Here is a 24,638-nt window from a genome sequence, read left to right on the forward strand (position 1 = left end):
TCAGGCGTGCCCCCAACCCCGGGAAAGCGCCCGCATTAGTTCAGTGTTCCAGACCACCGGCTGAGCCCGGCAGGGATCATAAACGCGAAGGCGATGCAAGTCTTTCGGGGCCTGGCCGGGGGAGGGCCGCCGTTCGATCTCCTCACCCTACGTCCCCCGCTTCATGCGGGGGACCCATGAACCAACCCTTCGTCCCGTGACTCGGTCAAGAATCAGCGGCCCAACGGCGGCTGCTATGCATTCTGGTCCGGTGCACTACCGTCTGTGTCAGTTCATGGGTGGCCCGGATAAACCGGGCCACGTAGCGTTGGGCATGGGATCCTAAAGCTGCGTCACCGTGTGGGCTGCGGGGCGGTGAGACTTGGCGAGGACGCGCAGGATCACGTCCTTCACCTTGTCGTTCGTCACCGGCATCTGGAGGTAGCCGTTGACGCGCACGGCACCGGCGTCGCTCAGCGTGTCGGACTGGCCGGCGCCGACGACCATCACGATGGGGACCGCGCGCACCCAGTTGTCATTGTGGTCGCGCACCGTGCGTACGACCTCAAGCCCGTTGGGCTCGCCCGTGAGGGCGCAGAAGAGCAGGCTGGGGGGCCGCGAGACCATCGTTTCCAGTGCGCGGGGCGCGCGGGGATAACGCAGGAAGCGGGTAATGCCGATGGCGTTGCAGGCGCGCTCGATCGCGTCCTGCACCAGGTCGTTCTCGTTGATCGAGATGACGCTGGCGGTCGACAGGTCCGCAATCTCGGCAATGTCGACCGGCCCCTTGGCCCGCAGATAGGACGGAATGTTGATCTCGAAGTCGGACATCGCCGTCGTTCCGTCTAGGGAGCCCCGAACCGCACCAGGATAGTCCGTCCGACCGTCTTGCCAAGCGGGGATCCGGACCCGATTGTCTTGGCATGGACAACGACGCCCGGGCTGGTCGCATCACGGCCGTGCTGGGCCCAACCAATACCGGCAAGACGCATTTCGCGATCGAGCGTCTGCTGGGCCACGCCAATGGCGTGATCGGCCTGCCGCTGCGCCTTCTGGCGCGCGAGGTCTATGACCGCGTGGTGGCGGTGAAGGGGGCGGCCGCCTGCGCCCTGGTGACGGGGGAGGAAAAGATCGTCCCCGCCGGCGCGCGCTACTTCGTCTGCACGGTCGAGGCGATGCCCCTGACCCGGCCGTTCGAGGTGGTCGCGGTCGACGAGCTCCAGCTGGCCGCGGACCCTGAGCGCGGCCATGTCTTCACCGACCGACTGCTCCATGCCCGCGGCCTGTACGAGACGCTGTTCCTGGGGGCGGAGAGCATGCGCCCCGCCATCAAGCGCCTGCTGCCCCGGGTCGAGTTCATCAGCCGGACGCGCTTTTCCACCCTGACCCATACCGGCTATCGCAAGCTGTCGCGCCTGCCGCGGCGCTCGGCCATCGTCGCGTTCTCCGCGGCCGAGGTCTATGCGACGGCGGAAGCGGTGCGGCGCCAGCGCGGTGGCGCCGCGGTCGTCATGGGCGCCCTGTCGCCGCGCACCCGCAATGCCCAGGTGGCGATGTACCAGGCCGGCGAGGTCGACTACCTGGTGGCGACGGACGCCATCGGCATGGGCCTGAACATGGACGTGGACCATGTCGCCTTTGCCGGCCTGTACAAGTTCGACGGCCGCCAGAACCGTGCCCTGCGCCCGGAGGAAGTGGCCCAGATCGCCGGCCGCGCCGGACGCCACATGCGCGAAGGCACGTTCGGCACGACGGGCGAGGCGGACCCCTTATCCCCCGACATCGTGGAGCGGGTGGAGAACCACCGGTTCGACACGGTCAAGGCCCTGCAATGGCGCAATTCCGAACTGGAGTTCCGCTCGCTCGACGCGCTGATCGCGAGCCTTGAGGTGCCGCCGCCGGCGTCCGGCCTGATCCGCGTGCGCGACGCGGAGGACCTGGCCGTGCTGAAGGCGCTGGCCGCCCTGCCGGAAGTGCGGGCAACCGCGCGCAGCCGCGACCGCATCGCCCTGCTGTGGCAGGTGTGCCAGATCCCCGACTTCCGCAAGACGCTGGCCGACCAGCACGCCCGCCTGCTGGCGCGGATCTGGTCGCACCTGGCGAGCGGCGACGGTCGCCTGCCACCCAGCTGGGTCGCCAACCAGCTTGAGCGGCTGGACCGGGTGGACGGCGACCTGGACACGCTGGCGACGCGCATCGCGCATGTGCGGACCTGGACCTACATCTCCCACCGGCCCGAATGGCTGGCCGATCCGCGCGGCGTGCAGGAACGGGCCCGCGCGATCGAGGACAGGCTGTCGGACGCCCTGCACGAGACGCTGACCCAGCGCTTCGTCGATCGCCGCTCGTCCGTGCTGATGCGCCGGATGGGGGAGAGCCTGTTCGGCACCGTGGCCAAGGATGGCGACGTCCTGGTGGAGGGGGAGTTCGTCGGCCGGCTGCAGGCGTTCCGCTTTACCGCCGACATCAGCGCCCCCCCTGAGGATGCCCGCATGCTGCGCGCGGCAGCCCACAGGGCCCTGGTGGGCGAGATCGAGCGCCGGGCCACGGCCTTTGCCGAGGTGGCGGACACGCAGATCAGCCTGTCCGACGACGGGCGCCTGTACTGGCAGGGCGAGATGCTGGCCAGGCTGGTGCCGGGGCGCTCGCCCTTGCATCCGCGCGTCGACCTTGTGGCCAACGAGTTCCTGAACGGCCATGCCCGGGACCAGGTCCAGAAGCGGCTGGACACCTGGATCGCCGGGCACGTCGCAGCGGTCCTGGCACCGCTGGTGGCGCTGATGGCGGCCGACCTGCCGCCCGCCGCATCGGGCCTGGCCTTCCGCCTGGGCGAGGGCCTGGGCACCGGACCGGCGATCCCGCCCGCCGAGGTGCCGGCCGAGGCGCGCACTGTGCTGAAATCGCGCGGCGTACGCTTCGGCCGCGTGGCGACCTATATGCCGGCCATGCTGAAGCCGGCGGCGGCGCGTCTTCTGGTCCTGTTGGCGCGCGTCGCGCGGGGCCGGCCCGACTGGCCGGACCAGGCGCCGATGCCGGGCCTGGTCTCCGTGCCCGCGGTCGGCCCGGCGGAGTACTTCGCCGCCGCCGGCTTTCGCGTATGCGGCGCGCGGGCGATCCGCCTGGACATGCTGGAGCGCCTGGCGGCACGGGCGCACGTCCTGGCAGCCCAGGGTCCGGTCCTGGCCGAGGGCGAGCTGATGGGCCTGGTCGGGTGCAGCGGGCCCGACTTCACCGCCGCGATGAAGGCCTGCGGCTTCCGGGCCGAGACGTTGGATGGGGTCGTCCGCTTTCGCCCGCGCAAGGGCCGGCCACCACGCCCGGCCGATCGGCACGGGGTCACGGCCCCGCCCGATTCGCCGTTCGCCGCCCTGGCCGTCCTGAAGGCCTGAACGATGGTGGAGGGAGCGGCGCAGCGCCTGGACAAGTGGCTGTGGCATGCGCGTTTCCTGAAGACGCGCAGTGCGGCGGCCGCCTTTGTCGAGGCCGGGCGCGTGCGCCTGCGCGGCAGCCCAGCGGCCAAGCCGTCCCAGCTGGTGCGGGCGGGCGACGTGCTGACCTTCATGCAAGGGGCGCAGGTCCGCGTGGTGCGCGTCGTCGCCTTTGCCGAGCGCCGCGGGCCGGCCGAGGTGGCGCGCCTGCTCTACGAGGACATCACCCCGGCGGCGCCAAAGCCCCTATAGCGGATCGGCCTGCGCCGCCAGGGACGCTGGACCGCGACGGCGGAGCGCCACGGCCCGGCCAACCAGCCACCAGGTGCCGACACCAAGGCCCAGGCTGGCCACCTGGATTGCCAGCCAGTCGTTCCAGTGCCAGACGTGCAGGAACAGGTGAACCGGCAGGACGTGGGTCAGGTAGATCCAGAAACTGGCCGCCGCCACCGCGATCAGCACCGGCCGCAGGGTCGCCGGCACCGGCACGCGCGGCAGCCACAGCAGCAGTGGCACGGCCAGCAGCAGCCACCAGGCCTGGGACCGTTCCAGGCCATAGGTGAGCGGCATCAGGGCGATGGCGCAGGCCGCCACAACCAGCTTCTGCGGGCCCGTGCGGCTGGCAAAGACGGCCCAGCCCAGCGCCAGCGTGACCAGCTGCATGTGCGGCACGCGCCCCCACAGGTGGTCGGCATTCCAGACCAGCGGTACGCCCAGGCGCAGGGCCACGGCCAGGCCGAACAGGCCCATGGCAAAACCCCACGGCGCGGCGCGGGCCAGGGCACGCACGGGTGGCAGCAGGAACAGCCCACCCACCAGCAGCAGGCACTGGAGCAGGCATTCCAGGAACCAGAACGCCTCCATCGCCGTGCCGAAGCGGCCGACGAAGTTGCTGGCCAGCAGCAGGGCCGCGGGATCCCACGTCCCCGTCCAGGCCGACCAGCCCAGCAGGATGACATAATAGGGCAGCAGGATGCGCAGGACGAACGCGCCCAGCACGTCGGCCACGCGGCCCTGGACCAGCAGGGGCGCCTTGAACCGCGCCAGGTTGTAGCCGACCAGCAGCATCAGCGTGGCGGCACCCCCCATCAGGAAGGGCCGCCCGCTATGGGTGGTGATGACGCCGATGATGGCCAGGGCGCGCAGGACCACGTCCGTGTCGATATGGGGCAGCCGGCGCGCGGGCAGCGCCATCCGCTCCAGGCGCTTGACGCTCATGCTCTCCCAGCCCTCGGGCAGGTGGCCCAGCACCTCCTCCAGCGCGGTCGCGACCTGGATGTAGGAGAGCGAGTCGCCGCCCAGGCTGACGAACGTGTCGCGCGGGCCCACATGCTGCCGCCCCAGTGCCCAGCGGAACGCCGCGGCGACGTCGGGCCGTGCCGCGTCGTCCTGCGCCGCGCGCGCGGCCGCCCCCTGCTTCAGGATGGTTGGGTAGTCGACCTTGCCCGAGGGCAGGCGCGGGCAGTCCTGCCCCTCCAGCATCACGACGTGCTCGGGGCCCAGGCGATAGTGCTGGCGAATCAGGGCGACGATATCGGGCGCGGCACAGGCCGTTCCGCGAGGACACACGACCAGGTGACAGTCATTGCCCGCGACGGCCGCGGGGTGGCCTGCCTTGGCCAGCAGTTGCTCGACCGCGTCCAGTCCGATGCGCAGGCCCGCCAGCTTCACGAAGCGGCTCAGGCGGCCGGTGATGCGGTACAGGCCCGCGGCATCGCGCGTGGCCAGGTCCCCGGTGTGGAGGACGGGCGCCATCGCGGGTGCGGCGAGGTCCGTCACCCCCTCGGCATAGCCCAGCATCACGTTGGGCCCCGCATAGACCAGTTCGCCTTCGACGCCCGCCCGCGCGATTTCCGCCCCCGCAGCGTCGACCAGGGCCAGTCGGCCACCGGGGATCGCAGTCCCGATGGCGTCGGGATGCGCCATCGCCAGGTCCGGCGCCAGGTGGGCCATGCGGGCCGTCGCCTCGGTCTGGCCGTACATGACATGGAAGCGGATGCCGCGTGCCGCCGACAGCGCGGCGATGCGGGCGACCGCGTCCGGCGCCAGGCGACCACCCGCCTGCGTCAGGGTCTGCACGCTGGGCGGCAGGCGCTCCAGCACGCCCGACCGCTCCAGCAGGTCATAGGTGTGCGGCACCCCCGCCAGGCTGGTCACGCCCTGCGCTGCGACCAGGTCCAGGAAGGCCGGATCGACCACGGAGCGATCGGTCAGCACCACGCTGGCGCCGGCGTCCAGGTGCGTGGTGAGAACCGACAGCCCATAGGAATAGTGGACGGGCAGCGTGGTCACGGCGCGCGCATCCGCCCCGATCCCCAGGAAACTGCGGATCGACTCCGCATTGGCCTGCAGGTTGCCTCGCGACAGCCGCACCAGCTTGGGCAGGCCCGACGAACCCGACGTCGCCAGCAGCACCGCAAGCTCCGGATGCAGGGCGTGGCATGGCGCCAAGGGGCGCTGCGACCACGCGCCATCGGCAAAGATCGCGGCCGGCTGGAACCGCTGCACCAGTTCGTCGGCGGCCGCGCCGCCTGCCGCCAGGATCACCGCATGACCGGCGCGCAGGGCGCCCAGCACGGCGGCAATGGGCTCCACCGCATTGGCGGCCTGGACCAGGACCAGACGCCGTCCCGGGCCAAGGCCGGCAGCCAGGGCGTCGGCCTGGGCCGCCAGGGCGGCATAGGTCAGGGGCGGACCGTCCGGGGGGACCAGCGCCCAGCGATCACCATGCTGCTCCAGGCGATCGGCGAAGAACCGCGACACGCCCCCGTCCTCCGAACCGACGCCGCACCTGCGAGCGCCTCTCAAGCGCGAGAGGTGCCACAGGCACGGCACGGGTTCCAGCGCGATCTGCGTGACCGTCTTGCGCTCGACCGGTCGCGCTCAGCGACGCGCGGTCACACGGTCGCGATCGCGTTGGCGGGGGAGCCGACGGCACCCGGCAGGCGGAGCGGTGGGGCGGTCAGCAGGCAGCGTGTCCGCTTGGCGCCGCGCAGCCACTTCGCCAGTTCGGTGAAGTACCAGAGCTCGCCCAGCGGCACGCCCAGCTCGAACAGGCAACGGCCATGCAGCGGCAGGCCGACCAGCGGCCGGTCGGTCGCGTCGGTTGCCATCGGCCGGCCCGGAAAGCCCTCGACCGCGTAGTTGTCGGCGCAGATGGCGGCAACGCCCGACTGCGTGATCCAGTCGAGCAGCGCATCGTCCCGCCCGTCGAGGACCGAGCAGGAATTGTGCAGCTTGTCGGGATCGGGCTGCTTCTTCATGTCGAGCAGCAGTTGGCCGAAGCCGGTATGGAGCAGGACGATGTCGCCCGGTTCCACCACCACATTGTCGGCCTTCATCACCTGGTCCAGTTCGGCCCGGCCCACCCATTTGCGCTCGTTGCCGAAATGGGCGTGCAGGTCGATCAGGACGGCGCGCCCCTGGATGCACTTCTCCGCAAAGGTCTCGACCCCCAGCTTGTGCGCACCAATATGCTTGGACAGGTCGGCATCGGGATCGGCCGGGTTGTTCCAGTCCTTGACACCCGGCACGTCGATGCCGGCGCGGAAGCCGTTGTAGAAGACGGGCTCGGCCACGCCGTCGCCATTGGCGTCGAACTCCTGCCCGACATGGCAGAACGTGTCCCACTGGCTGGAGTACTGCAGCACCATCTCGACCACGTCGTCGTTGATGACGTCGCAGCAGCCGGGCATCAGCCGGCTCAGCGGCAGGTTGGCCATGGGCTGTGCGGCGCTGCCGGCAGGGCGCAGCTTTGGCGGGCCCCGGCCCGGCGACAGCAATTCCCCACCCGGATAGTCCAGCGGCAGGCTGCAGCAGAAGGTGCGGCCTTCCTTCACCTCGGCAATGCCCTGCTTCACCTTCTCGGGCGTGATCAGGTTGAGGCGCCCCAACTGGTCGTCCTCGCCCCAGTCCCCCAGGTCGACCCTTCCGGCCGCCTGACCCAGCGCTTCGCCATTGTTCCTCCCGTGCTTTTTTGGTGGCGCCAGCTTCGGGTGCACGGCGTTCGGATGCAAGGCCCGGTGGACGCGCCGCGCAGGTGGGTCGCTAGTCCTCGCGGCGGCCCGTCCCCTCGCGGTCGCGGGCATAGTGATGGGCCAGCGGAAACGGCGGCAGCCAGGCTTCGCGTCGCGTGGTCCAGCTTTCATAGGTCGGGCGCAGCCGGTCGGGTTCGTCGAGCGCGCCCAGGTTCACCTCGACCTCGTCGCCTGTGCGCGCCAGGACGGACGAGCCGCAGCGCGGGCAGAAACAGCGTCCCCGGTAGTCGTGCAGCACGCCCTGGACGGTCACCGCCGCCTCCGGATAGATGGCGGAGGCGTGGAACAGCGCGCCGTGATGCTTCCGGCAATCCAGGCAGTGGCACAGGCCCACGCGATAGGGCCGCCCTGTCGCCACCAGCCGCACCGCCCCGCATTGGCATCCGCCCGTGACCGCATCCATCGTCGCTCTCCCCGTCTGGCGGACAGCTTCGGCTTTCCCTAAGCCGATCGTCCAAAAACACTATTCTGATGATCTAGCGCCCTGCCATGCTGCGCTGCATGCTGCGTGCATACACCCCTTGCCGCGAGGCTTTGCGCCATGCTGACGCCGCAGCAGATCCAGTTCTTCCGGTCCCAGGGCTACCTTCACCTTCCCGGGATCGTTCCGGGCGACCAGCTGGCCGCCATGCGCCGCGACCTCGACACCTGGGTCGACGAAGCCCGGGGCCACAGCGCCAATTGGGGCGACCTGCCCCGCGGCAAGAAGCGCTTCGACCTGGAGCCCGGCCACACGGCCGAGGTGCCCCGCCTGCGCCGCGTCGCCAACCCGGTCGACATCTCGGCCGCCTATCGCCGCACGCTGTGGGAAAGCCCGCTGGTCGAGGCGGTGGCCGACCTGGTCACAGGTCCGGCACCGGGCGTGAAGTTCCACCACTGCAAGCTGAACATCAAGATGCCGGAAATGGCGACCTATGTCGGCTGGCACCAGGATCATCCGTTCGACCCGCACACGAACGACTCGATCGTGGTGGCGCTCGTCATGCTCGACGACATGGACGAGGTGAACGGCTGCATCCGCGTCGTGCCCGGCTCGCAGCGCACGCACTACAGCCATTACCAGGGCGACAAGTTCACCGGCCACATCACGGACGAGCTGCGCCAGACGTTCGACACGACCTCCGTCCCCGTGGGGGGCAAGGCCGGTGACGTCTGCCTGATGGACACCTGGATGGTGCACGGGTCAGAGGCCAACCGCTCCGACCGGCCGCGCCGCATGCTGATCTGCGACTATGTCGCGACCGACGCCTTTGCCCTGACCCCCCTGTCCGTCCCGACCGAGAACACGGGCCGCGTGATCTGGGGCCAGGGCACGCGCATGGCGCGCTTCCGCGAAGGCCATGTCGAACTGCCGCCGGCGTACGAGCAGGACAGCTTCTTCTCCGTCCAGGGCCAGGGCGCCGTGGGCGAGGCCAAGGTGGCGGCATGAGCGCGGTCCGCGCGGCGGCCCCACCCCCCGCGCTCGACCCGGCGGTGGTCGAGGCCTTCCGCACCGACGGGGCGGTCGCCCTGCGCGGTGCCTTTACCGACTGGGTCGAGACGCTGCGTGCAGGGCTCGTCCGCAACATGGCGGAGCCCGGTCCCTTCGCCAAGGTCTACACGACCAACGGCGCGCCCGGTGGCTTCTTCGGCGACTATTGCAACTGGGACCGCATCCCCGAATACCGCTCCTGGGTCTTCGACAGCCCGGCGGCGTCCTATGCCAGGAGCCTGATGGGCTCGAAGACCGCGCGCTTCTTCCATGAGCATGTGATCGTGAAGGAGCCGGGCACGCGCGAGCCGACGCCCTGGCACCACGACCTGCCCTATTACTGCGTCGAGGGCCAGCAGTCGGTCAGCATGTGGGTCGCCCTTGACCCCGTGCCCAAGTCGGTCTGCGTCGAGTACGTCGCCGGCAGCCATGCCTGGGGCAAGCGCTTCCTGCCGCGCAAGTTCTCGGGCGTCGACTATGACCGCCCGGGCGAGGTGCTGGAGCCCATGCCCGACCTGGACGCGATGCGCGACCAGCTCAACATCCTGTCCTGGGACCTTGAGCCGGGCGACGCCATCGCCTTCCATTTCCTGACGCTGCACGGCGCGCCGGGCAACCTGGGCAGCAACCGGCGTCGTGGCTTCGCCGCCCGCTGGGTGGGCGACGATGCCGTCTTCGCCCTGCGCTCGGGCGAGGTGTCGCCCCCGTTCCCCGGCGTCGCGGACCGGCTGAAGGATGGCGAGCCGCTGAGCGGTCCGGAGTTCCCGCTGGTGCCGTGATGCGATCCCGGCCGTTGCCTGCCCGCCCGTTGGGGGAGGCAGCGGCCAGGATGCACGGCATCCGTTCGGAACGATCCTGGGAATCAGTCATAAGGGTTGACTGACAGCGCCTGCTGCGGACGGCCCATGAAGATCACCGAGCCTGCCCTTGACGACCCCCTGGCCCAAGCGGTCGAGCGCCGCTTTGCGGACCAGGTCGCCTTCCTGGCTGCCCTGGTGCGCAGCCCATCCGACAATCCCCCCGGCGACACGGCCGGCCACGCCGCCCTGACCGCGCGCCTGCTGGCCGAGCGGGGGCTGGAGGCGGAGCGCCACGTGGTGCCCGAGGACGCGCTGGCGCCGCAGGGCCTGAAGTCGGCCACCAACCTGATCGTCCGCCAGGTCTTTGGTGGATCCGGCCCCGTGGTCGCCCTCAACGCCCATGGCGACGTGGTGCCGCCCGGTGCCGACTGGACGACCGATCCCTATGGGGCAGAGATCCGCGACGGCCGCATGTTTGGCCGCGGGGTCGCCGTCTCCAAGTCCGACATCGCAACCTATGCCTTTGCCCTGCTGGCGCTGCGCGATGTCGCCCCGGCGATGGCCGGGACGATCGAGCTGCACGTCACCTATGACGAAGAGACGGGCGGCAGCGCCGGTCCCGCCTGGCTGCTGGAGCGCGGCCTGTCGCGGCCCGACTACGCCATCTGCGCGGGCTTCGGCCACAGCGTGGTGACCGCGCACAATGGCTGCCTGCACCTTGAGGTGATCGTGGAGGGCCGCTCGGCCCATGCCGCCTTGCCAGAGACGGGGCACGACGCGCTGGAAGGGGCGACCGCCGTCCTCAACGCGCTCTATGCCCATCGGCTGACCCTGGCGCAGCGGATGTCCGCAACACCGGGGATCACGGCGCCCACGCTCGTGGTCGGCCGGATCGAAGGCGGCATCAACACCAATGTCGTGCCCGACCGCGTTGCCCTGCGCCTGGACCGCCGCATCGTGCCCGAGGAGTCGGCAGGTGCGGTGGAGGCGGAACTGGTCCAGCTGATCCTGGCGGCGGTGGCCGACCTGCCCGGCATCAGCGTCCGCGTGAAGCACATCCTGCTGGCCCAGCCGCTGGAGCCCGTGGGTGATTCCGCCACACTCGCCGCGTTGCTGGCCCAGCATGCGGCGGACGTGATGGACCATGCGGTGCACCAGGTGGGGGTGCCGCTCTATACGGATGCCCGCCACTATGCGGCGGCAGGGGTGGCGACCGTGCTCTATGGCGCAGGCCCCCTCGACATGGCCAGCGCCAATGCCCACCGCGCGGACGAGAACCTGGCCCTGTCCGACCTGAAGGGCGCCACCCTCGTCGTCGCCCGCACCCTGCGCGACCTCCTCACCCCCGACGAGCCGCCCGCGGATACGGCCTCATCGGAGGGAGAGCCCACGTCGCCCTAGCGCTGGATGCTTCGTGCGGGTGGGCCCCGCGAAGCATCCGGCACAAGGCCTCAGGTCGCGGCGGCTTCGATGACCTGGCGGACGCCGGACCACAGAGCCTGGGTGTCGCGGGGGCGCATGCCGGCGGCGATGGCGCCGTCGATCGGCATGACCACGCCCGAGACAAAGGCGGCGTTGTCGTCGGCGAAGAACAGCACGCCATTGGCGATGTCGTCGGGCATGCCGGGCTTGGGGATCGGCTGGAAGACGCGGCCGGCGTCCAGCAGGTCCTCGGCCACGCGGTCGGCCACCTGCCCGGCCAGGCCCGAGGCCTTGCCGATGATGGGGGTCGCGATCAGGCCGGGGCAGATGCAGTTGACGCGGATGTTGTATTCCGCCAGTTCCAGGGCGGCCGCCTTTGTGATGAAGGTGACCGCATTCTTGGCGACGCCATAGGCGATGGGCGTGGCATTGGCGATCAGGCCGGCGACGCTGGCGGTGTTGACGATGACGCCGCCGCCCTGCTCCTTCATCACGGCGCCGGCATGCTTGATGCCCAGGACGACCGAGCGCACCAGCACCGCCTGGGCGAAGTCCCAGCCCTCGACCGAGATGTCGAGCACGGGGGCCGGGTCGCCGCCGATGCCGGCATTGTTGAACATCAGGTCCAGCCGGCCCCAGGTGTCCTTGGCCAGCGCCACGGCGGCCGCGATGTCCGCCTCGACCGTCACGTCGCAGCGGATGTAGCGCACGGCGGTGCCCAGGTCCTCGACCAGGCGGGCGCCGCGGTCGTCCTGGATGTCGGCGATGACGGCGCGGCCGCCTTCGGCCACCCAGCGCTCGACCGTCCGCTTGCCGATGCCCGATGCGCCGCCCGTGATGACGGCGACCTTGTCCTTGAAGCGCATGTCTCTCTCCCCCTGGTATTCTTGTTGATCGGGTTTCAGCCGAACTTGACCTCAAGCCCCTGTTCTTCCGATGCCTTGGCCTGCGCCGCCTTGGCCCGGGCAAAGCCCTCCCGCGCCGTGACGCGGTCCCAATAGGCCCGGACGTTGGGCCCGAACTCGCCATCCAGCTTCAGGTTCTTGGCCAGCAGGATGGCATAGGCGACCGAGATGTCGGCCATGGTGAAGCGGTCGGCGACCAGGTATTCGGCCTCGCCCGTGCGCGCCTCGATCCCGCGCAGGCGGCCCAGGAACCACTTGGCATAGTCCTCGGCCGCCTGGGGGATGCGCCGCTCGCTGGGCTCCAGCCGCGTGTAGCGCAGCACGATCGTCTGCGGGAAGGTCAGCGTCGCCTCCCCCATGACCAGGTAGTTGAGGTAGTTGCCGAACCCCGGCTCCTCTGGCGCCACGGCGAGCGGCGTCGGGCCGTACTTCATGGCGAGGTAATGGCAGATCGCCGAGGATTCGGTCATCCGCGCATCGCCGTCGATCAGGAAGGGGATGGTGCCCAGCGGGTTGATGCCGAGGTACGGCTTGGCCAGGACCCGCGGCGGGAACGGCAGCATGTGCAACTGGTAGGGCAGGCCCAGTTCCTCGAGCGCCCAGAGCGGGCGGAACGAGCGCGCGTCGGTGCAATGGTACAGCTCGATCATGGCGTTTGCGCCGTCCTCCCCCGGTTTGGGCGCATCCTAGCCTGAGGGATTGTGCATAGGGAACCTGGAGAAATGCCGCCGCTTCTCCATGCGCCGCTTCTCCCTCCCCCGTCCCGCAGGGGTGGGGGAGGGCTGGGGGCTCAGAATGCTTCGCTGAGGGTGTAGCTGCTGTGCTGGGCGCGGTGCTTGGCGACGTCGTAGCTGAGGATGACCAGGTCGTGCTTGACGCCGGCGCGGTCGCGGACATGGTCGCGCAGCAGTGCCTCCCCCCGGAAGCCCAGGGCCTCGAACACGGCGATCGCCCCCTTCTGGTCGATCGTCATCTGGGCCACCAGCTTCTCCAGCCCCAGGCCCAAGGCGAGCGCAAAGCATTCCTGAGTCAGGATGCGGCCCAGCCCCTTGCCCCGCATGGTGGACGAGACGACGACCCGCAACTCGGCCACATGGGGCGACCAGGACAGCTCGTCCCGTACCAGGGTGCCGCAGCCGCGCACCACCCCATCCTCGGTCAGCGCCAGGACGCTGACGATATGGCCCTGCTCGATCTCCTCCAGCCAGGCGCTGACCACCTTGGGGTGGGAGATGTCGCGGCGCAGGAACAGCAGGTCGTGTGCCGGCAGATCCTTGGCGAAGTGCAGCACGGCTGCGGCATCGTCCGCGCGCATCAGGCGGAGCTCGACCTCGACCCCGTCGCAATCGATGGTGAAGGGATAGGAGCGGATGTCCGCCACCGCCAGGCCGTTCAGGCCCTGCGACTTCATCGGCTGCCCATGATTGACGCCATCCGCACCCCCTTGCCCGGAACCCACGCTGTTCCAGGGTGGCCTGTCGGCGGCCGAACATCAACCGTGGCGCACACCGCACCCGCCGCCCGTGCGTGCGCGCGCGAGGGGGTCGCTTTCTACCGCCCGTGCGGTCTATGCTCCGCGCCCTTGAGACAACGGGCGGACCGGCCAGCAGACCGGGGCCAGCGGAGGACGACGACATGGCGGCGATCAACGAGGTGACGGACCTGGTGACGGAGGACGGCATCGCCGTCCTGACCATCAACTCGCCGCCGGTGAACGCGCTCTCGTTCCCCGTGCGCGACGGCCTGTTCCACGGCATGAGCCGCGCGATCGAGGATGCGAGCGTGCAGGCGGTCGTCATCATCTGCGCCGGCCGCACCTTCATCGCCGGCGCCGACATCACGGAGTTCGGCAAGGCCCCGCGCGGCGCCAGCCTGTTCGACGTGCAGCAGATGATCGAGAACGCGCCCAAGCCGGTCGTGGCCGCGATCCACGGCACGGCCCTGGGCGGCGGCCTGGAAGTGGCGCTGACCTGCCATTACCGCGTGGCCGTGCCGTCGGCCAAGTGCGGCCTGCCGGAAGTGAACATCGGCCTGCTGCCCGGCGCCGGCGGCACGCAGCGCCTGCCCCGCATCGTGGGGCCGGAACGCGCGCTGGAGATGGTGACCTCGGGCGAGCATGTGCCCGCCAAGCAGTGCCTGGCCGCGGGCCTGGTCGACGAACTGACCGAGGAAGGCAAGCTGCGCGAGGGCGCCATCGCCTTTGCCAAGAAGATCGTGGCCGAGAAGCGGCCACTGAAGAAGGTCCGCGACCTGAACGAGAAGGTCGAGTCGGCACGCGGAAAGCCTGAGATCTTTGCCGATTTCCGCAAGGCGAACGCCAAGCGCTTCCGTGGCTTCATGGCGCCGGATCACAATATCCGCTGCATCGAGGCGGCGGTGAACCTGCCGTTCGACGAGGGCATGAAGGCCGAGCGCGCGCTGTTCCAGGAACTGGTCACCGGCATCCAGGCCAAGGCCCAGCAGTATTCGTTCTTTGCCGAGCGTACGGCCGCCAAGATCCCCGACGTGCCGGCCGATACGCCGACCCTGCCGGTCAAGACGCTGGGCGTGATCGGCGCCGGCACGATGGGTGGCGGCATCGCGATGAACTTCGCGAACATCGGCATTCCCGTCACCATCGTCGAGACCAGCCAGGAGGCGCTGGACCGCGGCCTGGCCACCATCAAGCGCAACTACGACAACACGGCCAAGAAGGGCAAGCTGACCCAGGCCCAGGTCGACGAGCGCATGGGCAAGCTGACCGGCACGCTGGACTTCGGCGCGCTGGCCAATGTCGACATGGTGATCGAGGCCGTGTTCGAGAACATGGACCTGAAGAAGGAGATCTTCGCGAAGCTGGACGCCACGGCCAAGCCGGGCGCGATCCTGGCCTCCAACACCTCCTATCTCGACGTGAACGAGATTGCGGCAGCCACCAAGCGCCCGGAATCGGTGATCGGCACCCACTTCTTCTCGCCCGCCAATGTCATGAAGCTGGTCGAGGTGGTGCGCGGGGACAAGACCTCGAAGGAGGTCATCGCCACCGTCATGGCCCTGTCGAAGAAGATCGGCAAGGTGGCGGTGCTGGTCGGCGTCTGCTTCGGCTTCGTCGGCAACCGCATGCTGGCCCAGCGCCAGCGCGAGGCGCAGAAGCTGGTCCTGGAAGGTGCCCTGCCCTGGGACATCGACCGCGTGCTCTACGACTTCGGCATGCCGATGGGGCCGTTCGCCATGTCGGACCTGGCGGGCCTGGACGTGGGCTGGAACAAGGCGACGTCGAAGTCGTCCACCTTGCGCGAGATCCTGTGCGAGATGGATCGCCGGGGCCAGAAGACGGGGGCCGGCTACTACGACTATGACGCGCAGCGCAATGCCAAGCCGTCGCCGGTCGTGGAGAAGGTGATCGCCGACTTCGCCTCGAAGCAGGGCATCAACACCCGCGCGATCTCGGACGAGGAAATCATCGAGCGCACGATCTATCCGATGATCAACGAGGGTGCGAAGATCCTGGAGGAAGGCAAGGCGATCCGCGCCTCCGACATCGACGTGATCTGGATCAACGGCTATGGCTGGCCGGTCTATCGCGGCGGGCCGATGTTCTATGCTGATACCATCGGCCTGCCCAAGGTGCTGGACGTGCTGAAGCAGCTGCAGGCCAAGCATGGCGACGACTTCAAGCCGTCCGCCCTGCTGGAGAAGCTGGTCGCCGAGGGCAAGTCCTTCCGCGACCTGTAGGCCACTTGAGGCACTATTCCACCTCATCCTGAGGCGCCCGAAGGGCCTCGAAGGATGGGCCGCCAGCGCGAGGCTGCCCATCCTTCGAGGCTGCGCTTCGCTCCGCACCTCGGGATGAGGTTGTCCTTGTCGGAGCAGATGACACCGGATCAGCTCCGGGGTTTCCTTCCCGCGCGCGCCGGCGCAGACTGGTTGCCAAAGACAATCAGTCAAGGGAGGACCCGCCATGGACGGCACGACCAGCCACGATGACCTGGTGCCTGCGGCCGAGCTTGCGGCGCGCTTCAACCGGCCCAATCCCAATGACAGCCCGGACTATCGCAAGGCCCGGATCGACCTGCTGGCGGCCGAGATTGCGCTCCGCCGGCAGATCGAGGCGGTGGCCCGCATGCGCCGCGCGCTGCCGCCCGGCGGCGTGGTGCCGGAGGACTACGTCCTGACCGGCGAGGACGGCCAGCCGATCCGCCTGTCGCAGATGTTCGGGGACAGCGACACCCTCGTCACCTATTTCTGGATGTACGGGCCCAAGCGGCAACGGCCCTGCCCCATGTGCACCAGCATGCTGACGGCCCTGGACGGCGAGGCGCGGGACATCGCGCGGCAGGTACCGCTGGCGATCATCGGCAGCTCACCCATCGAGCGGCAGGTCGCGTTCAAGCAGGAGCGCGGCTGGCGCCACCTCCGGCTCTTTTCCAGTGCTGGCAGCCGTTTTGCCCGCGACTATCACGGCGAAGGGCCGGATGGGGAGGACTGGGCCGCATTCAACGTCTTCCGCAAGGGCGCGGACGGCACCATCCGCCTGTTCTGGGCGGACGAGATGGGCGACGGCACCCAGGACCCCGGCCAGGACCCCCGCGGTGCGCCCGAGATCATGCCCCTGTGGACCATCCTGGACATGACCCCCCACGGCCGCGCCCCCGACTGGTACCCCAGCCTGGATTATCCCAAGGGCTGAACCGCCCCTAATCCGGGACGTGGAGGCGGTAGCCGACGCCGGTTTCGGTCAGGATGTGGACGGGGCGCTCGGCATCCTGCTCGATCTTCTGGCGCAGCTGCCGGACATAGATCCGCAGGTACTGCACGTCGCCCCGCGGCCCCCACGCCTCCTCCATCAGCATGCGGTGGGTCAGGACCTTGCCCGCGTGCATCACCAGCAGGCGCAGGATGGCGTATTCCTTGGGCGACAGGTGGACCTCGGCCCCCGCGACCGTCACCCGCCGGTGCACCAGGTCGACCTTCAGGTCGCCATCCTCGAACACGGGCGCAGCACCGGCGGCCTGGTAGCGGTGGCGCAGGGCGGTGCGCAGGCGCGCGACCAGTTCGGCCATGCCAAATGGTTTGGTCACATAGTCATCGGCGCCCAGGTCCAGGGCGGCGACCTTGGCCTTTTCCTCGCCCCGGGCGGACAGGACGACCACAGGCACGCGGCTGCCCGCCCGGATCCGGCGCAGCAGGTCCAGGCCGTCCATGTCGGGCAGGCCCAGGTCCAGCAGGATGATGTCGGGGGCCTCGCCCGCGATGGCCGCCAGGGCTGCGGTAGCGTCCGCCGCCTCCGCCACGGCATAGCCCTGCGGACCCAGGCTGGTGCGCAGCAGGCGGCGGATGGGCGCCTCGTCATCGACCACCAGAAGGCGCGTGCCGCTGCTCATGGCGCCGGCGGCAAAGGCAGGCGGATCGTGAAGGCCGCCCCGGTCCGGTCGGCACGGTTGCCGGCCGCGATCGTGCCGCCCATCGCCTCCACGAAGCCGCGGGCGATCGCCAGGCCCAGGCCGGTGCCGCCCGTCTTGCGGTCGCCCTGCTCCCCGCGCGTGAACTTGTCGAAGATCCGTCCCAGGTCCGCCTCCGGAATGCCGGGCCCTTCGTCCAGGACCTGCAGGACGACCGCCGGCCCCTCGACCCGCGCCAGGATGCGCACGGCGGCACCCTGGGGCGTATAGCGTGCCGCATTGTCCAGCAGGTTGAACAGGACCTGCTCCAGCAGCACGGGGTCAAGCGGCAGCAGGGGCAACCCCTCGGCCACATCCAGCTCGACGGGCCGGCCGGCCAGCAGGCGCTGCGTCCGGGCCAGGGTGCTGCCCAGCACCTCCCCCAGGTCGACCAGCTGGACGTCGGGCCGGGTGGCGCCCGATTCGATGCGTGTCATGTCCAACAGGTTGGCGACGAAGCGGCTCATCCGCTCCGCCTCCTCGTGGATGGTCTGGGCCAGGTCGCGCCGCGCCGGCGCATCGTAGAGGTCGCCATAATCCGTCAGGGCGGTAGCCGCACCCAGGATGCCGGCCAGCGGCGTCTTCAGGTCGTGCGAGAGGGAGGTGAGCAGCGCGCTGCGCAGGCGCTCCCCCTCGGCCGCGACGCGGGCGGCGTCGATCGCCTCGGCCAGGTGGATGCGCTCGATCCCGACTGCCGTCTGGTCGGCCAGGGCATCCAGCAGCCGGCTTTGGTCGGGGTCCAGCAGGGGCCCGTCGCCCGCCCGGTCGACGCCCAGCACGCCGACGACGCCGCGCGCGGTCTTCAGCGGCAGGAACAGGCAGCGCGCGCCCGGCAATGTGTCCGAGCCGCGCCCCGCGGCGCGATCGTTCTCGAACGTCCAGCGGGCGGCGGCGATGTCGGCCTCCTCGATCCGGTCCTCTGGCGGATAGCCGACCGCGACCGACAGGGTGTTGGCGGCATCGGGCAGCAGGATGACGACGCGCACGCCCAGCATCGACGCCACCTGGTGAGCCGATGCCCAGAGCAGGTCGTCCAGCGTCAGCACGCCCGCGATCTTGCGGCTGAAGGCGTAGAGCGCCTCCGTCGTGCGGGCGCGACGCTGGGCGGCGAGCGCCTGCCAGCGCACGCGCGCCGCCAGGTTGCTGACCAGGGCCGCGACCGCTAGGAAGAAGAACAGGGCCGCGACATTGGCCGGGTCAGCGACCGTCAGCGTGTAGAACGGCGGCAGGAAGAAGAAGTTATAGGCCAGCGTCGCCCCGAAACTGGCCAGGATCGATGCCGGCAGGCCGAACAGCATGCCGGTCGCGATCACGGCACTCAGGAACACCAGGTCGACGTTCTCGACCCCCAGCGCCGGCTCGACCAGCAGGGCGACGCCCAGCGCGCCGGCGACCAGTCCCAACGCGGCCAGCAGGGGCCGCGCCCCCAGGCCCCACGGCCGCACGCTGGTCGGCGCCTCCGCCGTGCTGGGGCTTGGCCGGGCCTCGTCGGTCGCCATGACATGGATGCTGATCGGCCCTGCCTCCCGCAGCAGGTCGCGCACGACCGAGCCGTGCAGCAGCTCGAACAGGCGCGTCCGGGCGGACTTGCCGATCACGATCTGGGTCACGTTGTTGCCGCGCGCGATGCGCAGCACCTCGTCCGCGACGCGCAGGCCCGGCACGCTCATCGTCTGCGCGCCCAGCCGCTCGGCCAGGCGCAGCAGCTCGGTGATGCGGTCGCGCTCCTCCAGCGACAGGCTGGCCGAGCGCCTGGTCTCGACATAGAGCGCGATCCAGGGCGCGTGCAGGCGATCCGCCAGGCGCTTGGCCGCCCGCACCAGGGTATCGCCCGTGGGACTTTCGCTGAGGCAGACCAGCACGCGCTCGCCCGCCGGCCAGGGGCCGGGGATCGCATTCTCCTGCATGTGGTCCAGCAGCTGCGCATCGACCCGCTGGGCGGTGCGGCGCAAGGCGAGCTCGCGCAGCGCCGTCAGGTTGCCCGGCTTGAAATAGTGGCGCAGCGCCCGCTCCGCCTGCCGGGGCATGTAGACCTTGCCGTCGGCCAGCCGCTGGATCAGGTCGGCGGGGGACAGGTCGATCACCTCGATATCGTCGGCCTGGTCCAGCACGCTGTCGGGGACCGTCTCGCGCACGCGGATCCGGGTGATCTGGGCCACGACGTCGTTCAGTGATTCCACGTGCTGGATGTTGAGGGTGGTAAAGACGTCGATGCCGGCTTCCAGCAGCTCGGCAACGTCCATGTAACGCTTGGGGTGGCGGCTGCCGGGTGCGTTGGTGTGGGCCAGTTCGTCGACCAGCGCCAGGGCCGGGCGGCGGGCCAGCACGGCGTCCAGGTCCATCTCCTCCAGGATCTGCCCGCGATAGGAGACGATGCGGCGGGGCACGACCTCCAGCCCCTCGACCAGGGCTTGCGTCTCGGCCCGGCCATGGGTCTCGACGACGGCGATCACGACGTCCGTGCCGTCGCGCTGGCGCGCGCGGGCGGAGGTCAACATCTCGTACGTCTTGCCGACGCCCGGCGCCGCCCCCAGGAAGATCTTGAGCCGCCCCCGCCCCTCCCGCGCCACCCGCCGCAGCAATGCCTCCGGCGACGGGCGCGTGGCGTCGGCAGTGCTCATGACTGAGCCGCCTCAAAAGCCCTCCCCCCTCGCGGGGGAGGGTTGGGCGGGGGGGCGCCGACGCCAGTACAGACTTCTGCCAGGCCGGCGTTGGCGTCACCGCCCCCCCATCCCAGCCTTCCCCCGCGAGGGGGGAAGGGGCAGAGCACACGCATATGGAACGACATCGCGTCAGCCGGCCGGCTGGGCGGCGTCGAGGGCGAGGTTGAGGTCGAGCACGTTGACCACGGGTTCCCCGATCAGGCCCAGGAGGCGGCCCTGGACGTGGGCGGTGACCAGGGCGCGGACCTGATCCTGGCCCAATCCCCGGGCGGCCGCCACACGCGGCACCTGGACCAGGGCCGCTTCCGGGCTGAGATGGGGGTCGAGGCCGGAGGCAGAGGCCGTGACCAGGTCGGCGGGCACGGGGGTCGCCACCCCTTGCGCGCGCACGGCCTCCACCGCTGCGGCCGTGCGCTCGGCCAGGACCCTGCTCGTGGGGCCCAGGTTGGAGCCGCTGGAGGCCATGGCGTCATAGCCAGCCCCCGCCGCCGATGGCCGGCCATGGAAGTAGCGCGGGTCGGCAAAGGCCTGGCCGATCAGGCGGGAGCCGAGCACGGTCCCGTCGTCGCGGCGGACCAGGCTGCCGCCGGCCTGGTCCGGGAACAGCGCCTGGCCAAGTCCGGTCACGACGGCGGGATAGGCCAGGCCCGTGATCACGAACAGGACCCCGAACACGACCAGGGCCGGGCGAATGAGCTTCAGCATGATGGGTCTCCTCAGACCAGGCCGATGGCGGTGACCGCCATGTCGATCAGCTTGATGCCGACAAAGGGCACGGCGATGCCGCCCAGGCCGTAGACCAGCGCATTGCGGCGCAGCAGGGCGGCCGCCCCCACGGGCCGGTAGCGCACGCCGCGCAGGGCCAGCGGGATCAGGCCGATGATGATCAGCGCATTGAAAATGATGGCCGACAGGATTGCGCTTTGCGGGCTGACCAGGCCCATGATGTTGAGCGCGCCCAGCTGCGGATAGAACGCCACGAACATGGCCGGGATGATCGCGAAGTACTTGGCGACATCGTTGGCGATCGAGAAGGTGGTCAGGGCACCGCGCGTCATCAGCAGCTGCTTGCCGATGCCCACGATCTCGATCAGCTTGGTCGGATCGCTGTCCAGGTCGACCATGTTGCCGGCTTCCCGTGCTGCGACGGTTCCGGTGTTCATGGCGACGCCGACATCGGCCTGGGCCAAGGCGGGCGCGTCGTTGGTGCCATCGCCGCACATGGCGACCAGACGGCCGCCGGCCTGCTCCTCCCGGATCAGGGCCAGCTTCGCCTCCGGCGTTGCCTGGGCCAGGAAGTCGTCGACCCCGGCCTCCGCCGCGATGGCGGCGGCGGTCAGGGGGTTGTCGCCCGTGATCATCACGGTGCGGATGCCCATGCGGCGCAACTCGGCAAAGCGCTCGCGGATGCCGCCCTTGACCACGTCCTTCAAGTGGATCACGCCCAGCAGGCGGGTATCGCGGGACACGACCAGTGGCGTGCCGCCCGACTTGGCCACCTGTTCGACCGCCTGAGCCAGCGCCGGCGGCATGGCCAGGTTCGGAGTGCCGCCAAGGGTACGGACATGGGCCAGGACGGCGTCGGCCGCACCCTTTCGGATCACCTCGCCCTTCGCGGTGTCGATGCCGCTCATCCGGGTCTGGGCGGTGAAGGGCACGAAGGTCGCCTGCAGCTCGCCCATGTCGCGGGCGCGCAGGTTGTGCCGGTCCTTGGCCAGCACGACGACCGAGCGTCCCTCCGGCGTCTCGTCCGCCAGGGAGGCCAGTTGGGCGGCATCGGCCAGGTCGGCCTCGTCCACCCCCGGCACGGGAACGAAGGCGGAGGCGACGCGGTTGCCCAGCGTGATCGTCCCCGTCTTGTCCAGCAGCAGGACGTCGACATCGCCCGCCGCCTCCACCGCGCGGCCCGACATGGCCAACACGTTGAAGCGGACCAGGCGGTCCATGCCGGCAATGCCGATCGCCGACAGCAGCGCCCCGATCGTGGTCGGGATCAGGGTCACGAACAGCGCCGCCAGCACGACCACCGGCACCACGCCGCCGGCATAATCGGCAAAGGCCGGGATGGTGACCGTCGCCATGACGAAGATCAGCGTCATGCCGGCCAGCAGGATGTTCAGTGCGATCTCGTTCGGCGTCTTCTGCCGTTCCGCACCCTCGACCAGCGCGATCATGCGGTCCATGAAGGTGTCGCCGGCCGCCGCCGTGATGCGTACAACGATGCGGTCGGACAGGACCATCGTGCCGCCGGTCACGGCCGAACGGTCACCGCCCGATTCCCGGATCACGGGGGCGCTTTCACCCGTTATTGCCGATTCGTTGACCGAGGCGATGCCCTCGACCACCTCGCCGTCCGAGGGGATCACCTCGCCCGCCGCGACCACGACCAGGTCGCCCGGCTTCAGCCGGTCGGCCGGCACCTGGGTCGTCTGGCCGGTCTTGCGGTCCAGCAGGACGTTGGCCTGCGTCTCGACCCGCGTCTTGCGCAGGGAGGCGGCCTGCGCCTTGCCCCGCCCTTCGGCCACGGCCTCGGCGAAGTTGGCGAACAGCAGGGTGAACCACAGCCACAGCACGATCTGGAGGGAGAAGCCGATATCGGCCGCCCCCGTCGCCACGTCGCGCAGCAGCAGGATCGTGGTCAGCACGGTCACGATGCCGACCACGAACATCACCGGGTTCCGCGCCAGGGCGCGCGGGTCCAGCTTGACGAAGGCACCGGTCACGGCGGCCTTCAGGATGGCGGGGTCCGCGATGGACGCCCGCCGTGCTCTCTCATTCATGTCGAATGGTCCTCAGAACAGGGTGCCGGCGCTCTGCGCCAGGTGCTCGACGACGGGGCCCAAGGCCAGCGCCGGGAAGACGGTCAGGCCGCCCACGATCAGGATCACGGCCACCAGCAGGCCCACGAAAAGCCCGCCATGGGTGGGGAAGGAACCGGCCGATGGCGGGGCCCAGGGCTTGGCCGCCAGGGCGCCTGCGACCGCCAGCATCGGCACGATCATCAGGAAGCGCCCGATCAGCATCGCGAGCCCCAGAGTGACCGCGTAGAAGGGCGAGGTCGCCGTCAGCCCGGCAAAGGCCGAGCCGTTGTTGGCCGTGGCCGAGCTGTAGGCGTAGAGCACCTCGCTGAAGCCATGCGGGCCGGGGTTCAGGATGCCGGCCAGGCCTTGCGGCAGGACCACGGCCAGGGCGGTGAAGCCCAGGTAGGACAGCGGCAGGACCAGGATGGCCAGCATGGTCAGCTTGACCTCCCGCCCCTCCAGCTTCTTGCCGACATAGTCCGGCGTGCGCCCGACCATCAGGCCGGCCACGAACATCGCGATGATGACGAACAGCAGCATGCCGTACAGGCCGGCGCCGACGCCGCCCACGATCAGCTCGCCCAGGTGCATGTTCAGCATCGGCACCAGGCCGCCCAGCGCCGTGAAGCTGGCGTGCATGGCATTGACCGCGCCGCACGACGCCGCCGTGGTGATCACGGCGAACAGCGCCGAATTGGCGATGCCGAAGCGGACCTCCTTCCCCTCCATGTTGCCGGATGCGGGGTCGAGGCCGAGGGAGGCGAGCAGCGGCGTCCCCGATGCCTCGGCCCAATAGACGACCGCGACACCTGTAAAGAACAGCACCGCCATCGCGGCCAGGATCGCCCAGCCTTGCCGCTCGTCGCCCACCATGCGGCCGAACACGTTGGTCAGGGCGGCGCCAATCGCGAAGATCGACACCATCTGGACCAGGTTGGTCAGCGCCGTCGGGTTCTCGAACGGGTGCGCGGAATTGGCGTTGAAGAAGCCGCCACCATTGGTGCCCAGCATCTTGATCGCCTCCTGGCTGGCGACGGGGCCCAGGGGGATGGTCTGGCTGGCTCCTTCAAGCGTCGTAGCCGACATGGCGGCGGAGAAGCTCTGCGGCACGCCCTGCGCCACCAGGAACACGGCATAGACCAGGCACAGCGGCAGCAGGACATAGAGTGTGGCCCGCACCACGTCGGCCCAGAAATTGCCGATTGTGCCGTCGCCCCCGCCCCGCCTGGCAAACCCGCGCACCAGGGTCAGCGACAGGGCGATGCCGGTCGCGGCCGACAGGAAGTTCTGCACCGTCAGGCCCGCCATCTGGGCCAGGTTGCCCAGCGCGCTTTCGCCGGCATAGGACTGCCAGTTGGTGTTGGTGGTGAAGCTGACCGCCGTGTTGAAGGCAAGTTCCGGCGCCATGCCGGGCAGTGCCTGCGGGTTCAGGGGCAGCGCCGCCTGCAGCCGCAGCAGGGCATAGAGGACCAGCGCGCCCAAAAGGTTGAACGCCAGCATGGCCAGCGCATAGCCGGTCCAGTGCTGGCCGCGCGCCGGATCGACGCCGGCGGCCCGGAATGCCAGGCGTTCCACCGGGCCCACGACGGGGGACAGGAAGGTCCGTTCGCCTGCGAAGACGCGGGTCATGAAGCCGCCCAGCGGCCGCACGCAGGCGGCCACCAGGGCGGCAAAGAGCAGGATCTGCATCCAGCCATTGACGGTCATGGCCG

The 24,638-nt window shown here is 70.0% G+C and carries 19 protein-coding genes; 7 read left to right on the forward strand and 12 right to left on the reverse strand.

The window, feature by feature from the left end:
• Window positions 1-321: 321 nt before the first annotated feature.
• Window positions 322-810: a hypothetical protein gene (locus ACI6GS_RS22015; RefSeq protein WP_439815623.1), complete on the reverse strand. Its 489-nt coding sequence runs from the start codon at window positions 808-810 to the stop codon at window positions 322-324.
• Between the two features lie 92 nt (window positions 811-902).
• Between ACI6GS_RS22015 and ACI6GS_RS22020 the strand changes: the two genes are divergently transcribed.
• Window positions 903-3,368: a helicase-related protein gene (locus tag ACI6GS_RS22020; RefSeq protein ID WP_439815624.1), complete on the forward strand. Its 2,466-nt coding sequence runs from the start codon at window positions 903-905 to the stop codon at window positions 3,366-3,368.
• A 3-nt stretch (window positions 3,369-3,371) separates the two neighbouring features.
• Window positions 3,372-3,659 (forward strand): RNA-binding S4 domain-containing protein, encoded by a 288-nt coding sequence (locus tag ACI6GS_RS22025; RefSeq protein WP_439815625.1) that lies wholly within the window; start codon window positions 3,372-3,374, stop codon window positions 3,657-3,659.
• Here the strand turns inward: ACI6GS_RS22025 and ACI6GS_RS22030 are convergent.
• The 3 genes from ACI6GS_RS22030 to ACI6GS_RS22040 all read right to left on the reverse strand — a co-directional run bounded on the left by ACI6GS_RS22030 (window position 3,654) and on the right by ACI6GS_RS22040 (window position 7,847).
• A complete protein-coding gene (locus ACI6GS_RS22030) occupies window positions 3,654-6,170 on the reverse strand; it encodes an AMP-binding protein (RefSeq protein WP_439815626.1) in 2,517 nt (838 codons plus the stop codon). The two genes, ACI6GS_RS22025 and ACI6GS_RS22030, sit on opposite strands and share 6 nt — an antisense overlap.
• Window positions 6,171-6,304: 134 nt before the next feature.
• Window positions 6,305-7,300, reverse strand: a complete 996-nt coding sequence (locus ACI6GS_RS22035; protein ID WP_439815627.1) for a cyclase family protein — start codon at window positions 7,298-7,300, stop codon at window positions 6,305-6,307.
• A gap of 154 nt (window positions 7,301-7,454) precedes the next feature.
• Window positions 7,455-7,847, reverse strand: coding sequence for a GFA family protein (locus ACI6GS_RS22040; RefSeq protein ID WP_439815628.1), 393 nt, complete (start codon window positions 7,845-7,847; stop codon window positions 7,455-7,457).
• A 138-nt stretch (window positions 7,848-7,985) separates the two neighbouring features.
• Here ACI6GS_RS22040 and ACI6GS_RS22045 point away from each other — a divergent pair, with 138 nt between their 5' ends.
• The 3 genes from ACI6GS_RS22045 (at window position 7,986) to ACI6GS_RS22055 (ending at window position 11,116) form a co-directional block, all read left to right on the forward strand.
• Window positions 7,986-8,873 (forward strand): phytanoyl-CoA dioxygenase family protein, encoded by an 888-nt coding sequence (locus ACI6GS_RS22045; protein WP_439815629.1) that lies wholly within the window; start codon window positions 7,986-7,988, stop codon window positions 8,871-8,873.
• A complete protein-coding gene (locus ACI6GS_RS22050) occupies window positions 8,870-9,694 on the forward strand; it encodes a phytanoyl-CoA dioxygenase family protein (protein ID WP_439815630.1) in 825 nt (274 codons plus the stop codon). Before ACI6GS_RS22045 ends, ACI6GS_RS22050 begins: the two co-directional genes overlap by 4 nt.
• Before the next feature lie 126 nt (window positions 9,695-9,820).
• Window positions 9,821-11,116: a M20/M25/M40 family metallo-hydrolase gene (locus tag ACI6GS_RS22055; RefSeq protein WP_439815631.1), complete on the forward strand. Its 1,296-nt coding sequence runs from the start codon at window positions 9,821-9,823 to the stop codon at window positions 11,114-11,116.
• A 50-nt stretch (window positions 11,117-11,166) separates the two neighbouring features.
• Here the strand turns inward: ACI6GS_RS22055 and ACI6GS_RS22060 are convergent, their stop codons facing one another.
• The 3 genes from ACI6GS_RS22060 to ACI6GS_RS22070 form a co-directional block, all read right to left on the reverse strand.
• Window positions 11,167-12,003, reverse strand: a complete 837-nt coding sequence (locus ACI6GS_RS22060) for an SDR family NAD(P)-dependent oxidoreductase (protein WP_439815632.1) — start codon at window positions 12,001-12,003, stop codon at window positions 11,167-11,169.
• A 35-nt stretch (window positions 12,004-12,038) separates the two neighbouring features.
• Window positions 12,039-12,692: a glutathione S-transferase family protein gene (locus ACI6GS_RS22065; protein ID WP_439815633.1), complete on the reverse strand. Its 654-nt coding sequence runs from the start codon at window positions 12,690-12,692 to the stop codon at window positions 12,039-12,041.
• A 140-nt stretch (window positions 12,693-12,832) separates the two neighbouring features.
• A complete protein-coding gene (locus ACI6GS_RS22070; protein ID WP_439815634.1) occupies window positions 12,833-13,453 on the reverse strand; it encodes a GNAT family N-acetyltransferase in 621 nt (206 codons plus the stop codon).
• A gap of 224 nt (window positions 13,454-13,677) precedes the next feature.
• Here ACI6GS_RS22070 and ACI6GS_RS22075 point away from each other — a divergent pair, with 224 nt between their 5' ends.
• Together ACI6GS_RS22075 and ACI6GS_RS22080 are read left to right on the forward strand one after the other, a co-directional pair.
• A complete protein-coding gene (locus tag ACI6GS_RS22075) occupies window positions 13,678-15,756 on the forward strand; it encodes a 3-hydroxyacyl-CoA dehydrogenase NAD-binding domain-containing protein (RefSeq protein ID WP_439815635.1) in 2,079 nt (692 codons plus the stop codon).
• A gap of 226 nt (window positions 15,757-15,982) precedes the next feature.
• Complete coding sequence (locus ACI6GS_RS22080; RefSeq protein ID WP_439815636.1) at window positions 15,983-16,711, forward strand: DUF899 family protein; 729 nt, start codon at window positions 15,983-15,985, stop codon at window positions 16,709-16,711.
• 7 nt (window positions 16,712-16,718) lie between these two features.
• Here the strand turns inward: ACI6GS_RS22080 and ACI6GS_RS22085 are convergent, their stop codons facing one another.
• The 5 genes from ACI6GS_RS22085 to kdpA form a co-directional block, all read right to left on the reverse strand.
• Window positions 16,719-17,405 carry a response regulator gene (locus ACI6GS_RS22085; RefSeq protein ID WP_439815637.1) on the reverse strand — a complete coding sequence of 229 codons (687 nt, stop codon included), beginning with the start codon at window positions 17,403-17,405 and terminating at the stop codon, window positions 16,719-16,721.
• Complete coding sequence (locus ACI6GS_RS22090) at window positions 17,402-20,083, reverse strand: ATP-binding protein (RefSeq protein ID WP_439815638.1); 2,682 nt, start codon at window positions 20,081-20,083, stop codon at window positions 17,402-17,404. Before ACI6GS_RS22090 ends, ACI6GS_RS22085 begins: the two co-directional genes overlap by 4 nt.
• A gap of 171 nt (window positions 20,084-20,254) precedes the next feature.
• The gene (gene kdpC, locus ACI6GS_RS22095; protein ID WP_439815639.1) at window positions 20,255-20,830 is read right to left on the reverse strand and encodes a potassium-transporting ATPase subunit KdpC; all 576 of its coding nucleotides are present in this window, start codon (window positions 20,828-20,830) and stop codon (window positions 20,255-20,257) included.
• Between the two features lie 11 nt (window positions 20,831-20,841).
• Window positions 20,842-22,905 carry a potassium-transporting ATPase subunit KdpB gene (kdpB, locus tag ACI6GS_RS22100; protein ID WP_439815640.1) on the reverse strand — a complete coding sequence of 688 codons (2,064 nt, stop codon included), beginning with the start codon at window positions 22,903-22,905 and terminating at the stop codon, window positions 20,842-20,844.
• Window positions 22,906-22,917: 12 nt separating this feature from the next.
• Entirely contained in the window at window positions 22,918-24,633 is a 1,716-nt protein-coding gene (gene kdpA, locus ACI6GS_RS22105; protein ID WP_439815641.1) for a potassium-transporting ATPase subunit KdpA, read from the reverse strand.
• Window positions 24,634-24,638: the final 5 nt, after the last annotated feature.

The sequence above is a fragment of the Zavarzinia sp. CC-PAN008 genome, assembly GCF_051903925.1.
Lineage (GTDB): Bacteria > Pseudomonadota > Alphaproteobacteria > Zavarziniales > Zavarziniaceae.

Coding starts and splice junctions, on each gene's coding strand:
- ACI6GS_RS22015 (WP_439815623.1), bottom strand. CDS start 810: ATGTCCGACTTCGAGATCAACATTCCGTCCTATCTGCGGGCCAAGGGG.
- ACI6GS_RS22020 (WP_439815624.1), top strand. CDS start 903: ATGGACAACGACGCCCGGGCTGGTCGCATCACGGCCGTGCTGGGCCCA.
- ACI6GS_RS22025 (WP_439815625.1), top strand. CDS start 3,372: ATGGTGGAGGGAGCGGCGCAGCGCCTGGACAAGTGGCTGTGGCATGCG.
- ACI6GS_RS22040 (WP_439815628.1), bottom strand. CDS start 7,847: ATGGATGCGGTCACGGGCGGATGCCAATGCGGGGCGGTGCGGCTGGTG.
- ACI6GS_RS22045 (WP_439815629.1), top strand. CDS start 7,986: ATGCTGACGCCGCAGCAGATCCAGTTCTTCCGGTCCCAGGGCTACCTT.
- ACI6GS_RS22050 (WP_439815630.1), top strand. CDS start 8,870: ATGAGCGCGGTCCGCGCGGCGGCCCCACCCCCCGCGCTCGACCCGGCG.
- ACI6GS_RS22055 (WP_439815631.1), top strand. CDS start 9,821: ATGAAGATCACCGAGCCTGCCCTTGACGACCCCCTGGCCCAAGCGGTC.
- ACI6GS_RS22060 (WP_439815632.1), bottom strand. CDS start 12,003: ATGCGCTTCAAGGACAAGGTCGCCGTCATCACGGGCGGCGCATCGGGC.
- ACI6GS_RS22065 (WP_439815633.1), bottom strand. CDS start 12,692: ATGATCGAGCTGTACCATTGCACCGACGCGCGCTCGTTCCGCCCGCTC.
- ACI6GS_RS22070 (WP_439815634.1), bottom strand. CDS start 13,453: ATGAAGTCGCAGGGCCTGAACGGCCTGGCGGTGGCGGACATCCGCTCC.
- ACI6GS_RS22075 (WP_439815635.1), top strand. CDS start 13,678: ATGGCGGCGATCAACGAGGTGACGGACCTGGTGACGGAGGACGGCATC.
- ACI6GS_RS22080 (WP_439815636.1), top strand. CDS start 15,983: ATGGACGGCACGACCAGCCACGATGACCTGGTGCCTGCGGCCGAGCTT.
- ACI6GS_RS22085 (WP_439815637.1), bottom strand. CDS start 17,405: ATGAGCAGCGGCACGCGCCTTCTGGTGGTCGATGACGAGGCGCCCATC.
- ACI6GS_RS22090 (WP_439815638.1), bottom strand. CDS start 20,083: ATGAGCACTGCCGACGCCACGCGCCCGTCGCCGGAGGCATTGCTGCGG.
- kdpC (WP_439815639.1), bottom strand. CDS start 20,830: ATGCTGAAGCTCATTCGCCCGGCCCTGGTCGTGTTCGGGGTCCTGTTC.
- kdpB (WP_439815640.1), bottom strand. CDS start 22,905: ATGAATGAGAGAGCACGGCGGGCGTCCATCGCGGACCCCGCCATCCTG.
- kdpA (WP_439815641.1), bottom strand. CDS start 24,633: ATGACCGTCAATGGCTGGATGCAGATCCTGCTCTTTGCCGCCCTGGTG.